Genomic DNA, 15857 nt, shown 5'->3' with positions numbered 1-15857 from the left:
TGTCAACTTGGTTAGTGATATTATTTTAATTATATTTACTTTTAAATTTTAAGTTTATTATTTAGTAGGGGGTAATGGGTTATCAGATTTAAAACAAGGGGTACTAAATTTCACCATCACCTGGTATGTAATTAATGATTTTTGGTGCTGAAATTAACAACAGCAGATTTTGCGTAATGATATGATTTTATTGATTAATTTCCTATTTTGATCTGCAAGATAAAAGAGTGATAAAGAAATAAGAAACCACAGTTTTACATTAGATCGACACTCAAGGCCTTGGTGTACCTGATGAAAATACTTTTATTGTTGTTTTTCTTACATAATATCATTTCTGAAATGAAGCCTGCGCAACTGTATGTTGCGCCATTGGGCTTCAGAACATTACTACAGTATTTTCTGAAAGTATAAATACGCTTCGCGCACGAGTTCATAGAACTGAGGTTAACTGTCATTACAAATACGCTTCGCGCAAAAAAATCAGGAGGCTGAGTTGATCGGGAAAGCGAACACAGATACATGATTTTACCCGTCTGCTGACTACGGCTCACGCCGGGACCCTTCGGAAAAATCCTTTCTGCTTCAGCGAGTGAGTGCTGTGGGCACTCAGCGGCGCTGCCAGGGAGACAAAATTACGATTTTTCAACTGTTTGGTAAAAATAATTAACATTTATCGGTAGTAGGGGCGTAAGCCAGTGCGTAGCACGCTCTCAAAAAATATTCCTGTGGGTTTCTTATCAGCAATAGGGAAATAACTCTGATAATTGAAATATGAAATAGTAATACAGTCGGGAAGACACACCATAGTACAGTAAAAGCTATTTTTACTTATGGGGGGGGTAAAATATATATCAATAATAAAATATTTTAATTTTACTATTGATTTTAAATTTTAAGATGATAGTACTTAATTATAAAAACAAAAGAATGGAGGAAATCATGAGTGCTATTAATGTTTTATCACAGGAGGAAAAATTTATACATGTTGTTGATAAATTTATAACCCATCATCACAACAGCGTTAATAACAATGCCTTTTATAAAAAACTTTATGTTCTCTTCGCAGGGTATCATCTGAAGTATTTTTATTCACGGGCGCAGTACCGTAATTCATGTTATCACGTAGATAATATTATGCAGATGTTTACAGGAGTCGTTTCGACTCTGAACACAACGCTGCTCAGGAAGCTTGCAAATAGCGACACGTTGCTGCATTGCCTGAATTCACTTGTGAATTATATTTCAGGCAATCTGGACGAAGCAGAGCATATTTATGCTGATTTGCTGGCTCAGTATGAAAAGAAACGCATTGCAGGCTCTCTGGCTTATACTCCGCCAGTCTCAGTGATCAGGAAAAGACTTTGATAGCGGCAGCAGCGTGTACAAGGAATGGGATGCTGAATGGTGGAGAGAAATGGAGCTGGCGTTTCCGGCAGGTCATAATCGAGTATTAAAAAGGCAGGAGCCACCCAGTTGGCGTCCCGCCTGTCGTGATGGCTTTAAGGTGGGTTTACTTATCAACGACCTGCCAGCCATCATCCGTTTTGACAAGGGTTACAGCAGCAGTACGCTTTTCGTTATCGACAATAGCCGTCACATTGCATTTATAGCTTTTATCAGAGACTTCTACGCAGTCATGCTTTTTGACTGATTTTAATTCGCGCAGTGCGTCTTTCGGGACATCTTTACCTGCTATGGATTTAACGATGGCATTCGTCTGCTCCACGACCTTATTCATCGCAGTGTAAATATCCTGCTCAGACGGTTCACCGGTACAGCCACTCAGCAAAAAAATGGACGCAATGAGTGTGGTAAATGCATATGTTTTCATAAAATAATCCCAGACTGTAGAGTACGTTATTGAATAAGACCGGTTTTCATCTTGCTGCTGTTTTCAGAGAACGTCCAATTGCTGACCGTTTCTCCTTTAAATTCGATTTCCAGCGTTTTGGCCTGCGTCTGTGAGCCCCCCGTCAGCAGCCCAACAACGGGAATAAATGTGGTGGCATCAAACTGATTGTTATCCATCGAATAAGTCCATTCTTCGTTTCCACTATCAAGTGTAGTCTTGGTTTCGGGCTCGCCTAATGCGGTAATTATTTCTGATTTCGTTGTTTTATTTTTGATGATTTTAGACTGCAGACTTTGTGATGTTTCTTTTTTCAGTTGCTGATTGCCTGATGTTGAACAACCAGAAATAAGGAAAGAAGAAATAAAAAACACAGAAATCATGAATCTGTTCATAAGTTATCTCATATTAGTTTTTTATGTTTGCGGTAGTGTAAAATTAATATCACCGTATAAAAATAACTCTGTCTGCATATTTCTTTTTAATAATGTAGATAAGAATAATGACGCTGGCAAAAAACGTAATGACTGAGACAGGAGTGCTGCCGGTTAATGAAAATACTAACCAGGCGATAGCTAATGCCACGAATTGAAACAAGAATGCCACACTGAGCGGGCTTTCACCATAGGCCACTTTTGCATGACAGCCTTTGCAAACCCGCACACCATGTGGGCTTTGTGTAAAGCAGAAGGGGCAGCTAATCGTTTTATTATCCATCGTGACTCCAAGGACTGATTTAAGATGATGTATTTTTGAACATTTTCGATGAATGACCCGCTTTAGTAAAATTGCTTGTACCGATCGATGATTACTTCGTGATAGTTTGTGGCTATCATAAATTAATTATCGATCTATACAAACGATCAATTATTCATTGACTATCGTTTCGTTATGGACTAGCACACCTTATGGTGTGTGGTGCTGGTTATTCCTAACTGATTGTTCCTGAGGAGAATGACTGGCTGTGAAAGGAACGGGTGCTAACAGGTGCAGATGAAGAATCTTGCGGAAAGGATGTGTTGTGGCATGCAGCAGTGACATTCCCCTGCGCCTTAGAAGTACAACAATTTGGTTGAGTAATAAAAGCCACACCTTCAGGCGACGCTGGCGGGGTATCTGACGGGTTGTATTGTGCAGCTTGCTCCTGAGCTGAATGATACCCACTGTCTCCTGTTGTCTTTCCAGACGAATTTTTTCTTCAAGCTGATGGATTTTCTCCAGAATCGTTTCCCGGTTTGCATCCTGTTCTTCAGACTCGCATGATGGCACTGGCACTGGCACTGGCACTGGCACTGGCACTGGCACTGGTGCAGGTAGTATTGGCTTTTGTGCTTGTTTCAGTAAAGTCAGATGTTCCGGTACGAAATCAATCAGCGTTTGCAGGTAAGACCAGCCATATTTCTTACCCAACTGAGATGCTTTAAAGGCAATGCCCTGGTACTGAAATGAAAAGCCGTTCATTTTTCCCGTTAAGGCGATATTGGGTTTACAGTTCACGCCTTCCTTTTCCAGCATAGTGATAAAAGTCAGCAAATCAGGGCGGCCGGTTAACGCATTATCAATCAGGCTCTGCAGAGTGGACTTGGGGCAGGGAGTTGTCGTTCGTTCAGCCATCATCAGCTCATTGCGGGAAGGCTTTCTTTTCTCCTGACGATGACCACTGTTTGCAGGTGTAGTTTGAGTGAGTTTGTGGACTTTCTCCAGTTCGCTGATAATCCGGGTACTGATGAGGTTTTCATTTTTACCAAGGTATAATTTCCCACCGACCATGTTAATTCTGTTAGCTATTATATGGATATGCTGCCCGTCCGAATCATCGTGCATGATATAGCAGCGAAGATGGGTTTCAGTGAATCCCATCCGGGTCATATAATCGTCAGCGAATGCCGCCCATTGTCTGACTGACAGTGTTTCTCCCTTTGGCAGGCGAAGCGAATTATGCCAGACAGGTTTGGCGACACCGGGGCGCAGTAGTCTTGTGCCTTCAAATTCACTGATAAGTTCAGCAGCAGTGCTTCCCGTCATGTTGCCACCGATAATATAAGGCGTGATTTTGTGGTGAGATCCTGGCTTAAGGCTATAGAGAACCACACCTGCAAACTGTTTACCCCGCTTTATTTTCTGCATGCCTTTCACTGGTCTTGCTCCAGAAAGGTTGATGGAATAAGGTGATCCCTGAGAGTTTTGATTTGTCTGCGCAGGGCGAAGAGTTCTGTACGGGTCAGTTCGCTGTCAGGGCTTTTGCTGTCGAGATGATTCAGCAGGCGGTTTAAATCCTGTGAAAGGTTGCCGAGTTTAATCCATGCTTCACGATTGATTTCAGGTAATACCGGTGGGAGTTTGTTGAGGGATGCCATTCTTAGCCATTCCCCTTTTTTATAAGGGCCTCTTTTACTATCGAGAATAGATAATTCTTCTTCGTTTAACCGAACGCTGACGCAGTGAGTTCGAACTTCATTAGGTGAATATTTTGCTGTATGGAATTTACCTCTTCTTGAGCTTCTTGATAGATCTTCTTTACTTTCATTTTTATGCATATCTAACCTTTTTAAAATGTGTTCATGATCTACAGTTAGCGCATTGGTAAAATAAGTCAAGGCAGTGTCGAAATTTATAAATAAGAGAGGTGGAGCAGATTGCTAATTAAGTAATCTGCTCTGGGTAAAAATAGGGTTCATATTAAATTCATTATGACAGTGAGGAGGGGTGGAGGTTACAATCTACGTTTTACTGGCATTAAAGAGATTGTTTGTTTCATAATTTCGCTAAGTTTCTTTCTCTCATGTTCTGCTATATATTTACAAATCTCATCATGTCGAATATGCTGTTCCAGTTGTTTTTTATCTATTTTTATGTCATTGCGGATAAACCATTTAATGGTTTCAATGTCCCCGCGTAAATCATAACCTCGCAGTACAATATGGCGAAAATGTGTGTTGCTGATATCTGTCTTCTTCTTTAGTTCACTGAAGAAAGAGCTCATTTCATTTTCATTGGCACTTAGATAAACCTGGCAGTTATCAGAGATAGTAAAGTTAAGGTTTTTCTTCTGAAGCAAATCCATTATCTGCAGACTTTCGCTGTTGAGGTAGTTGAAAATTACTGGACTGCTATCCTTCATACTAATATGACGAATGAGCATTTTGGCTTTGAAATCGCCTAATGAATAGCAAATTTCAAAAATACCATGACCCTGGTTATCTCTGTGGTTTATATCGCAACCGGCCTGTACCATCAAATCAAAGATAGAGTGATTTTTTACGTAAAAAAGTATTGTTCTTCCGCATTTATCCACATTGTTGACATTAATTCCAGCATTGATCAGGGTTTTGCAACAGGATATATTATCAGCTAACGAGCATAAACAGGTTTGGCCGAGACCATTTTTGTGGTGTATATCTACGCCGGAATCAATCAATTTTTTCAGTATGTGAGGATTTCGCTGGTTAAACAAAACATTGTGACCATAGTTGTCAACATGGTTAAAATCTATTCCTGCTTTAACCAGAGTGTCAATCATTCTTGGGTTTTTACAGTAAAACAGTATATTTCTTCCAAACGAATCCAGTGTATTAATATCGGAGCCTGCAGTAATGCAAGCCTGAATGTCTTTTGGAGTTTTACAAGAGAGTAATGCATTTATTGCGTTGTTATTCATAATTCTTCTCCTCTGTTAAGCGACTAATCTGATATAGTTTTCATGGTTGGTTTTATATTCCTTTATTTTTTTAATGTCTTCGTAAATTCGAGCGAGTGAAAACCATGAGATCTCTTTCAACATGTTTTTGTTGCTTACATACAAAATGTTACCACCGCGAAATGAAAAAGCATTATGGAATGTACTTTCATTCGTCGTTTTGAGAAATCGAATGAAATTTTTTATTGTCTCTTTTTTGTTCATGTTATAAGAGGTGAATGTATAGATAGAGAATACGGTTAAAATATTTCTCTTCGAGACCACATGTCTTGAGAAATAATCGAAATAAAATCTTTGCTCCTGAGTGTCACTTTTGCAGAAAAAAGAAAATTGTGGATTATATAATCTATAAAGATCTGCGTTCTTTTTTGTTTTGGCGAGATAGTTAGTCAGGCTTGGATAGTTTGTTTTATTCATTTTAGTTCTCCTTTATTTAATTAACAAAGGAAATATATATTATTAAATAAACAAAATGCAAATATATTTTTATATTTATTTAATTAAATAGTTATATTTTTATTATATTTCATATAAGGTGTTGTTTTTCATTGTTATATTATTTTTATCAAAAAGTGCTGTGTTTTATTTGATTGATTTGGTTTGAGAGTAGTGATTGATATTGTATGAATTGGCGATGAGGGTGTTTTAAAAAATAAATTTATCAAAGTGCTAAGGTGCAATGTGGGGCTTTGTATTAAATTAATGATGTTAGCGCCCCTTGGCTATCTAACTAAAGGTTAAAGCCAAGGGGAGAGTGTTCAGGCAGATTCAATTCATAATCTTTTTTTTGTAATTGCTTTACAGGTAACTGGTTGAAGCGTTGTTCGTAAAACCTTTTGCTCTCTCTGTGATTTTTCCTGGAGGATTTCTTCATAGAAGTAGCGTTCTTTTAGTGATTCTATATCAACTTTTATATCATTACGTATTAACCATTTAATTAGCAGTTTTCCTGCATAGTGCGTCAGTAGATATGTACTGCTTATGTAAAACCAAACATGACTAATGTCTGTCAGCTTCTTTAGTTGTAAAATTAATTTTTTAGCGTCGGCATTTGTTGGTGTTATGATACATTTATCACTTATCTCAAATTCATTTTTTTGTTTTATAAGCAATGACAACAGCTCAATTGATTTAAATGTAATGTTCTTGAATAAAATTTTTGAACTGTTTGTAAGGTGAATATTACGGATAAGGAAGCGTATGTAATTATCATTTTTAGATTCCCAGTGCGTATATTTACCAACTATGCTATTATTTTCTGACTGCCAGTGATCGAATGCTGTCTGTCCACTTATATTTTTATGATTAATGTCGCAACCAGCCTCAATTAGTGCATCGTACACATATCCTTCAAATGGAATGAAAAGAAAGGAATTGCCATAGCTATCTTTGGCATGGATATCTAGTCCTGCTTTGATAAGATATTTTATTAACCCAGGTGAAACATTAATATGCTGTATGGCAAGGGTGCCTGACTTGTTTCTGTGGTTTACATTAATTCCATTGCTGACAAGAAGTTCCACCGTCTCTATATTTTGAGCATAAAACAATGCATTGTTTCCGTCATTGTCTAAGTGGTGAATGTCAATGTCAGCGTCAATCATTGCCTGTATAGCTTCGGGTACATTACAGGTAAAAAGAGCAGTTTGACCTTTACTATTGCACATATTTATATCCATGCCAGCCTTGAGGCAACGAAGGACACCATTTTTAGACTTTACACGGAATAGGTTATTTTTATTATTTTCTCTTGATATCATTGTTTATCTCCTTTTTTGTTGTTTTCAAGATATTAATGACACCAGATTTTACGGTATTCAAATTTATTTTTGTTTTATTAGGGGGTATCTGATTTGGTTTGCTTGAGGTTATTCTTAACTTAATGGAACATAGGGACGTTAAGGTTATCCTATGTGATGTGGATTAACCATTTTCACAAGAATATTTATCCATATTGGAGCTAATTTGTATAAAGGAGATAATTAGAGGCTCAGATATTAATAATATAGAGAGTAATGCTATAGGATATGGAAAAGATCATGTAATATAATGGTGGTTATTAATGTTCTTCTTAATTTTGGAAATTAAATGAGTAGTGTTTTTTATGAGGTTTTTTTCTGTTGATAATTCTTATTAAAATTTGAAGAGCATCCTTTAAGTTATTCGGCTTGAGGATGCTCATTTAAAATTTAAGCAGCGGAGTCTTTTTCAACAGCCAGGAAGGGCGAGTTATCAAGTGCTGCAAAAGATGCTTCATTATTTAGAAGCCGGATAAAGTATCTCTTTTGATCTTTAGTATTAAGGTTTATTAATCCTCCTGTTAGATCAATATTCCGTTGAAATACAGGAAATTTTTGCATAACTTGTTGTATTTGAGGGACTGAAACTCCCGTTTTTACTAAGTTCCCTTTTGAAACCATAGCAAGTCTACGCATAAATGCTCTGTCTTTATACATGTCCTTGAAAATATCTAGTGGCACTGGCATTCCTTGTGTATTAACAATTCCAAGGTTTATTATTAATGGCGTTGAGTTATTTGCAAGATTATCTATTACACTTTCTAATCCATACATTCTTTCAAGAAGTTTAATGTTTAGCGCATAGTGCTTATTCTGAAAAAAGAAGAAGTCAATCGTGTCATTTATATCAATACTGTCATGAGTGATCTTATCTAAGGTTCTGCCATTTAGACTCAAGAAAGACTTTTTTGTTTTCTTATGTAGAGAAACAGGATATTTATGTTGGTAAATGACTACGCTGTTTCCATTACCATCACAAAGGTGGTAAATTACGGCTTTTACCGATGTCAGGCTTTGTGTTGCAAAATCAAACTGTGTTGCATTCCCATTGACACCGAAATTTAGCACGTTGTTCATTTTAGTAAATTCAATTGGGAGATGATTAATTGCTAAGTGATCATATTCGAAAACTTGTTTATCTCTTTCTAATAAAGTGGATACAAGTGGAACGGCCACTTTACCTCTGTTAGGTTCAATAATATTATTGATTAAGCTTTTAGAAAATGAAGTGGTCAGATCTTTTTCAGCATCAGGTTCAAGGTTAACCTTGAATATATCTATCGTACCTTGAATATCAGCGACAAAAAAAGCTTCGCCAGAGATGCGTTTCGATTTTGAAATATTTTCAATGTTAGTGAACATGTCATGACCTCTACACTATTTTAGCCAAATAAGTTTCATCGTCGATTTTTATATACTTTATATTATCTGTACTCTTTAGAACACTGCGGCAGATTACTGTGCATTTTTTCACTCCACGGTCATGAACATTAGCTTTGTATATTCTGAATCCGAGTATTGCAAGTGATGGGTTAGAATAAAACCGGTTTGTCTTTACGTATATTGCGCCGATTACAAATATCATCAACCCTAAATTTAATACAGTTCTCTTACTATCGACATCAGTGAAAACTAAGGGCATTATATAAGTGGTTAAAAACTCTAAATGTTCATGGTTTTCATTGCTAATATCCGAGACAGTGCATGCAACAGACCAACCCGAACCAAAGCTATTTGCAAGGACTATTAAAATAATTGCACCAATAAAAATGAAAATCAAACTAACTATGAAAACGATATTTCTCACTTTCAATGACGAGATTGAGAAAGTAAAGTTTTCAGTAAAAATATAGTCCCACACATTTTTTATCAAAACCTTATCGAAGGACATAATTAATAATGATAAAAATAGAAGCCATAGTGATAGTATATATAGTACTGTTTTAAGATATGGCCTGCTATCCATTAGCTTCTCCTGTATAACTTAAAATAGTTTGTATGTTAAAAATTTAGGGGAATCATTTTCCTAATTCTCCAGCTAAAAGTTCAGCCTGCTTCAAAATGGTCTCTGTGGCGAGCAAGGACATATCGGGTGGATAACCATATTTTTTGAGCAGACGTTTTACCACCACGCGAATTTTTGCTCTTGCTGCTTCTTTCACTGTCCAGTCAAGACTGACATTGTTGCGGATAGCCTCTGTAAGTACGACTGCCAGTTCTCGTAGTTTTTCCTTTTCCATTAACTCGCGAGCACTGTCGTTATCTGCAACAGCAGAATAGAAGGCATATTCATAAGCGCTGAGGTTTAACTGGCTGGCAAGGCTGTCAGATTCCTGGATAGTCTTGGCAAGCTTGATTAGCTCATCAATTACCTCCGCTGCGGTCAGTACCTTGTTCTGGTAGCCATTGATTGCAGAGGTCAGCATATCAATCAGTTTTTTGCCTTGGGTGATACTTTGATTCGAGCGAACCTTAATCTCGTCAGAAAGCAGTTTTTTAAGCGTTTCCAAAGCAATATTTTTGTGTTGGTAATCCTTCATTTCCTGAAGGAATTCTTCAGAAAGAACGGAAATATCAGGTTTTTGTATCCCAGCAGCGTCAAAAATATCAACAACTTTATCGGTAACCAGAGCCTGATCGATAGTCTGTTTTACCCGAACTTCGAGACTGTCATTGTGTTCTTCTTCTGATCCGTCTGAGTTTTCAGTAAATTTATTCAGTCTGGCTTTTACGGCCTGGAAGAATGCTACTTCGGGTGCCGCTTCCATTGCTTTATCGTGCGGTGTCGCCAATGCAAATGCCTGCGACAAGGCTGCAACCGCAGCCAGGAAACGCATTTTACCTTTACCGTTATCCAGCCCTAAAATATGGTTTTCTGATTCAAGAATAATTGTCAGGCGTTGTGAAGTAGTTGCGGCAAAGTAAGCTTTGTAATCGTAGCCATGCATCATGCCTTCCAGGATTTCCAGCTTTTCCTGCATGAGTGTTACGGCTTCTTCCTGAACCTCAGCAGGATCTCCACGTCCACCTGCATCAGAGTAAAAGGAGAGGGCTTCTTTTAAATCAGAGGCAATGCCCAGATAGTCAACAACCAGACCGCCTATCTTATCTTTATACACACGGTTCACACGGGCAATTGCCTGCATGAGGTTGTGGCCTTTCATTGGTTTGTCGATATACAGCGTATGCATGCTGGGAGCGTCGAAGCCGGTTAACCACATATCACGCACTATCACCAGTTTCAGCTTGTCGTCGTCATCCTTCATACGGTTAGCCAGAACCTGACGTTCTTTTTTTGTGGTGTGGTGTTTAGCGATTTCTGGTCCGTCAGCAGCAGAAGAGGTCATGACGACTTTAATCACGCCATCATTTAGATTATCGCTGTGCCATTCAGGTTTTAACTCTATGATTTCTTTATAAAGTTCAGCAGCAATACGACGGGACATGGTGACAATCATGCCCTTGCCATGATCGGCATTAGATTTTAAGCGCTGTTCAAAGTGCTGAACCATATCCGCCGCAATAGCTTTAATACGTTTTGAACTGCCAATCAAACCTTCGATTCTGGCCCATTTAGACCGTTCTTTCTGGGTAAGCGTCAGCTCGTCTTCGTTAAACTCATCGTCGAAGTCTTCAATTAGCTGGCGACCTTCGTCACTGATGGCAATTTTGGCAAGACGGCTTTCATAGAAGATACGCACGGTTGCACCGTCTTCTACGGCCTGTGAGATATCGTAGATATCAACGTAGTTACCAAAAACAGCAGGTGTGTTAACGTCCGTTTTTTCTATGGGGGTTCCGGTAAAACCCAGATAGGTAGCATTGGGCAGGGCATCACGCATATATTTGGCAAAGCCATAAACGGTACGTTTACCTGTTACGTTGCCTTCGCTGTCTTTCACGTCAACTTCTTTGGCACTGAAACCGTACTGAGAACGGTGTGCTTCATCAGCGATAACGACAATATTGGTTCTATCTGATAGTAGCTCATAGATATTGCCGCCGTCATCAGGCTGGAATTTTTGAATAGTGGTAAACACCACACCACCAGAGGCGACACGCAAATATTCTTTGAGTTCTTCCCGGTTGTTGGCCTGTTTTGGTGTCTGACGAAGTAGCTGAGTGGCAGAAGAAAACGTACCGAATAGCTGATCATCCAAATCGTTACGGTCAGTGATCACTACCACTGTTGGATTATTCAGCGCCAGTACAATCTTCCCGGTATAAAACACCATCGAAAGCGATTTACCGGAACCCTGGGTATGCCACACGACCCCCGCTTTACGATCTCCGGTTTTTTGCGCATTAACAAGAACTTTACTGTTACGTCCCTGCTGGCGCAGTGCTACTTCGGCAGAGGGGGAGTCCGCATTCACCGCTGAGGCACGAATAGTGGAAAGTACTGCTGCATTAACCGCGTAGTACTGGTGATAAGCAGCCATTTTTTTAACGGTACGGATACTGATAATCCCTTTGCTGTCTTCATGTTTGCTGGCTTCAAACACGATAAAGTGGCGGATCACATCCAACAGCGTTACAGGATTAAGCAACCCCTGTAATAAAACTTCGAGCTGTGGTTGGGTACTGGTAGCTTGTGTTTTACCATTAGCGGTTTTCCATGTCATATAACGACTGAAATCGGCGGAAACCGTTCCCGCTTTGGCTTCCAGTCCGTCTGAAACAACATTAAAGGCATTGTAGGTAAACAGGCTGGGGATTTGGTTCTGATACGTTTTTATCTGGTTATAAGCACCTGCAACCGTTGCATTTTCGTCAGCGGCATTTTTAAGTTCGATAACGACTAACGGCAGACCGTTAATGAATAAAATAAGGTCTGGTCGGCGGGTATGATTGCCTTCTTTAATGGTTATCTGGTTCACAACCAAAAATTCATTATTCGTGGGATCGTTAAAGTCGATCAGGCAGGCCAGCTCTCCTTGTGTATTACCATCCTTGCTGACTTCGATATTGATTCCTTCGGTCAACAGGCGATGAAAGGCCAGATTGTTTGTCATTAGGTCAGGTGTGCTGATCTGCATCACCTGTTTTAGAGCTTCCTCACACTTCTGCTCACCAAGGTGCGGATTAATTCGTTGCAATGCTGTACGCACTTTATCTTCAAGGATAACCTGCTGATAGCTACGTAACGGATTGATTCCACTGGGTTCAATGTCCGGGCCGTAAACATACTCATAGCCCAGCCCTTGCAGGTGCTCAATTGCCATTACTTCAATATCGGATTCGGTCATCTTTGCCATGCGTACTGTCCTTATTGCCGCTTAACCAGAGAGCGGGCTGTACACCCGCATAATTATTTTATGCTACTGATGCGATTGCTTCTTCTGCATACTGAACCCGTACTTCACCGCTCATCAGTTTGGGAAGTAAGGTATCGCGGAGTTTTTCTAAGCTATCAATTTGTTTTGAGTTGTTAATAAGTTTACTTTCAAATGAATCTAATAACTCATTAATTATACGTAGGGAAGCTTCTGTTGGCAGATTAATATTGAACTTCTTAAGATGATCCAAGTTAACTCGTTGTCTGCCAGTTGAACCTTCCATACAGCTTTCCGCATATTCTTTGAAGTCCGGGTTTCGGCACATGATATATGAGATAAAAGGATGGATTTCTTTTTTAGGACGCATAACTATGAATTCGGTAGAACCCCATCCAGTTTCATTGTCGTCTAAAAAATCAATATAGGCCGCTTTCCCATTTTCTAAACATGGGGTAATTCTGGCTAGCAAGGTATCTCGTTTAGTAAATTTAGTTCCTGAAGAAAATGGACGTCTGTAATATCCATTTGCACGAAAAATAACAGTGCTCAGTCCAGCCATGTCCAAATAAGTAGCGTCTTGGCTTTTAATTAAAGTTCGCTTTGGATTAAAGTCAATTATCTGATCTATACTAACTGATACACCAGTGCTATCTAAAATAAACCACTGCCTAAACAGGGTTTCGGCCATGGATTCCAGAGTTTTATTCTGGCGTTGAAGCAGGTCTATTTTGTCATCGAGAGAGGAAAGCACAGATGCGATGGCTTTTTGCTCATTTATTGGAGGAAGAATAACTGGTAGATCATGTTGAGCAGTTATACCTATGTAAGCTCTTGTCGAACCAGCATCTCCATGATTAGCAAGAGTTTGTTGGAAATCAGGGGTGTCAAAATAATATTTTAAATAATGATTATTTATTCTGTTCTTGTCTTTTACTCTATAATAAGTAACTTGTGGTGTTAACATTATAAAGTCGGTTTTTAATGGCGGAACGATAGCTGTCCGGCCTAATGTTGCTTTATGTGTTAATAGAACATCCCCTGTTTTTGCGAATCCTTTACGTAGAGACAATGCTTGTTGTTTGGATATAAACTTACATCCAACCAAATCGATTTGGCTATTGTTTATATCTGAAGCCATGACGAAAGGAATTCCAGACGATACGAAGTCTGCACCCTTTGGGTGTATGCCGCCATGATTACCATCTAGTGGTTTTTCAAGGCTACCATCACTTACCAGATCTTTAATTTGTAAAAATTCCCACTCACTCATAATATTACCTTCGCAAGATTATCAGCGATAGCCTTATTCAAGCGTGTTTCTTCTTCCAGTTGTGCTTCAAACTCGGCTTTAAGAGCCGTAAAGCGTTCTTTAAAGTCAAAATCGTCTTCTTCGTCAGCAAGGCCAACATAACGGCCAGGAGTTAGTACATAATCAAGTTCAGCGACTTCGTTGATATCGGCAGACGCACAGAAGCCAGCGATATCTTGATAGTCGCCACCTTTGTTACGCCAGTTATGGTAGGTATCGGAAATTGTTTTGATATCGTCGTCGGAAAGCACTTTGGTACGACGATTAATCAAATGACCAAGATTACGGGCATCGATAAACAGAATTTCTTTACTGCGATCACGATATTGACTGCTGTTTTCACGATCACGGCGCATAAACCATAAGGCCGCAGGGATCTGGGTGTTCAAGAACAGTTTTGCAGGTAAGTTAACGATACAGTCAATAACATTGGCATCTTTTACCAGCGCCGCACGGATATCACCTTCACCCGAACTTTTAGATGTTAAAGCCCCTTTTGCCAGCACAACGCCAGCCTGACCTTTTGGAGACAGGTGGTACAGGAAATGTTGCATCCATGCAAAGTTAGCATTACCAGCAGGTGGAATGCCATATTGCCAGCGGGCATCACCACGAAGCTGCTCACCAGACCAGTCAGAGACGTTAAACGGTGGGTTAGCTATGATAAAATCAGATTTCAAATCTTTGTGGGCATCGTTAAGGAATGAACCTTCATTATTCCAGCGAACGTGTTCAGAGTTAATTCCACGAATTGCCAAGTTCATTTTTGCCAGACGCCAAGTGGTCTGATTGGACTCCTGCCCATAGATTGAAATATCGTCAATATTTCCCTGATGTGCTTCTACAAATTTTTCTGACTGAACAAACATACCACCGGAACCACAGCAGGGATCAAAGACACGGCCTTTGTAGGGTTCAAGCATGTTTACCAGCAGGCTAACAATAGATTTTGGCGTATAGAACTGCCCGCCTTGTTTTCCCTCTGCGAGTGCGAATTCACCAAGGAAGTATTCAAATACATGGCCTAAGACGTCTGCAGAACGCGCTTTTGCATCGCCTAATGCAATGTTACCAATGAGATCAATCAGTTCACCAAGGATAGTGGCGTCGAGGTTCTGGCGAGCATAGACTTTCGGCAACACACCTTTTAATTGTGGATTTCCCGCTTCGATAAGCTCCATAGCATCATCGATCAGCTTACCGATTTCGGGTAGCTTTGCCTTAGAAATCAGATAGTTCCAACGTGCAAGCTCTGGGACAAAGAAAACGTTGTAAGCGGTGTACTCGTCTTTGTCTTCCGGGTCAGCACCTGCGAACTCGCCTTCACCGGCTTTCAGCAACTCATAATGAGATTCAAAAGAATCAGAAATGTACTTAAGGAAAATGAGGCCTAGTACGACATGCTTGTACTCGGCTGCATCAATGTTTTTACGCAGCTTGTCTGCCGCTTTCCACAGGATGACTTCTAACGGATCTGTTTTGATTTCTTTAGGTTTTCTTGCCATTAGCGTAACTTCGTGAATTAGGATGGTAGCCCTATTTTGCCTTAAAGTTCCGCTTGTTACGAGCTTATACAGCGATTAATTATTATCTGATTTTAGTGTTTTCGTTCAGCTCAGCAAGTGCAATGACTCATGGGGTAAGTGCTTTGTAACAGGGTTGTTGATGTCAGTCGTTGGCCCTCAATGAAGTCACGGTCATAGGCATAATTGCTGTATAGTTGTTAATGTTTGTCTGGGTGAATTTCTATTACTCGGACTAACACCAAGTGAGTTCCATACTACATAACTGTGAGAATTTTCTGTACCCTTCACTCTATCCTCTTCTTGCATATTTACAGGAAGATAAAGCAAAAGATACAAAACTTTGTAATCAAAAAACTGTCTTAATGTACTTACATCACGTTTAGTTATTAAATTTTTTG

Annotated in this window: 14 protein-coding genes; 1 reads left to right on the top strand and 13 read right to left on the bottom strand. The window is 39.5% G+C overall.

The window, feature by feature from the left end; genetic code table 11:
• Window positions 1-939 precede the first annotated feature (939 nt).
• On the top strand, window positions 940-1365 hold the full coding sequence (locus OGW13_RS24390) for a hypothetical protein (protein ID WP_080917259.1): 426 nt from the start codon (window positions 940-942) through the stop codon (window positions 1363-1365).
• Between the two features lie 145 nt (window positions 1366-1510).
• Here OGW13_RS24390 and OGW13_RS24385 read toward each other — a convergent pair whose 3' ends face one another.
• From OGW13_RS24385 to OGW13_RS24325, 13 genes are all read right to left on the bottom strand, one after another.
• Window positions 1511-1831, bottom strand: coding sequence for a hypothetical protein (locus tag OGW13_RS24385; protein WP_057058078.1), 321 nt, complete (start codon window positions 1829-1831; stop codon window positions 1511-1513).
• Window positions 1832-1857: 26 nt separating this feature from the next.
• The gene (locus tag OGW13_RS24380; RefSeq protein WP_080917256.1) at window positions 1858-2244 is read right to left on the bottom strand and encodes an SEN1984 family lipoprotein; all 387 of its coding nucleotides are present in this window, start codon (window positions 2242-2244) and stop codon (window positions 1858-1860) included.
• A gap of 49 nt (window positions 2245-2293) precedes the next feature.
• Complete coding sequence (locus OGW13_RS24375; RefSeq protein WP_080917253.1) at window positions 2294-2566, bottom strand: hypothetical protein; 273 nt, start codon at window positions 2564-2566, stop codon at window positions 2294-2296.
• A gap of 189 nt (window positions 2567-2755) precedes the next feature.
• Window positions 2756-3985 (bottom strand): relaxase/mobilization nuclease domain-containing protein, encoded by a 1230-nt coding sequence (locus tag OGW13_RS24370; protein ID WP_080917250.1) that lies wholly within the window; start codon window positions 3983-3985, stop codon window positions 2756-2758.
• On the bottom strand, window positions 3982-4386 hold the full coding sequence (locus OGW13_RS24365; protein ID WP_001594377.1) for a hypothetical protein: 405 nt from the start codon (window positions 4384-4386) through the stop codon (window positions 3982-3984). The genes OGW13_RS24370 and OGW13_RS24365 overlap by 4 nt, the downstream gene beginning before the upstream one ends.
• Window positions 4387-4562: 176 nt before the next feature.
• On the bottom strand, window positions 4563-5507 hold the full coding sequence (locus OGW13_RS24360) for an ankyrin repeat domain-containing protein (RefSeq protein ID WP_045286507.1): 945 nt from the start codon (window positions 5505-5507) through the stop codon (window positions 4563-4565).
• Between the two features lie 15 nt (window positions 5508-5522).
• Entirely contained in the window at window positions 5523-5963 is a 441-nt protein-coding gene (locus tag OGW13_RS24355; protein ID WP_080917247.1) for a hypothetical protein, read from the bottom strand.
• Window positions 5964-6319: 356 nt separating this feature from the next.
• Window positions 6320-7306 carry an ankyrin repeat domain-containing protein gene (locus tag OGW13_RS24350; RefSeq protein ID WP_080917244.1) on the bottom strand — a complete coding sequence of 329 codons (987 nt, stop codon included), beginning with the start codon at window positions 7304-7306 and terminating at the stop codon, window positions 6320-6322.
• 429 nt (window positions 7307-7735) lie between these two features.
• Window positions 7736-8707 (bottom strand): Kiwa anti-phage protein KwaB-like domain-containing protein, encoded by a 972-nt coding sequence (locus OGW13_RS24345; RefSeq protein ID WP_080917241.1) that lies wholly within the window; start codon window positions 8705-8707, stop codon window positions 7736-7738.
• Window positions 8708-8717: 10 nt separating this feature from the next.
• Window positions 8718-9311, bottom strand: coding sequence for an anti-phage protein KwaA (kwaA, locus tag OGW13_RS24340; RefSeq protein ID WP_064150751.1), 594 nt, complete (start codon window positions 9309-9311; stop codon window positions 8718-8720).
• 52 nt (window positions 9312-9363) lie between these two features.
• Window positions 9364-12603 (bottom strand): type I restriction endonuclease subunit R, encoded by a 3240-nt coding sequence (locus OGW13_RS24335; RefSeq protein ID WP_186943940.1) that lies wholly within the window; start codon window positions 12601-12603, stop codon window positions 9364-9366.
• 58 nt (window positions 12604-12661) lie between these two features.
• Window positions 12662-13894, bottom strand: a complete 1233-nt coding sequence (locus tag OGW13_RS24330) for a restriction endonuclease subunit S (RefSeq protein WP_186943942.1) — start codon at window positions 13892-13894, stop codon at window positions 12662-12664.
• Window positions 13891-15438 (bottom strand): type I restriction-modification system subunit M, encoded by a 1548-nt coding sequence (locus OGW13_RS24325; protein ID WP_085037110.1) that lies wholly within the window; start codon window positions 15436-15438, stop codon window positions 13891-13893. Before OGW13_RS24325 ends, OGW13_RS24330 begins: the two co-directional genes overlap by 4 nt.
• Window positions 15439-15857 lie beyond the last annotated feature (419 nt).

Origin of the sequence: Citrobacter sp. Ca225, from assembly GCF_030337175.1 — a bacterium.
GTDB classification, from domain to species: domain Bacteria; phylum Pseudomonadota; class Gammaproteobacteria; order Enterobacterales; family Enterobacteriaceae; genus Citrobacter_A; species Citrobacter_A amalonaticus.
This window is presented reverse-complemented; position numbering and strand designations above follow the sequence as displayed.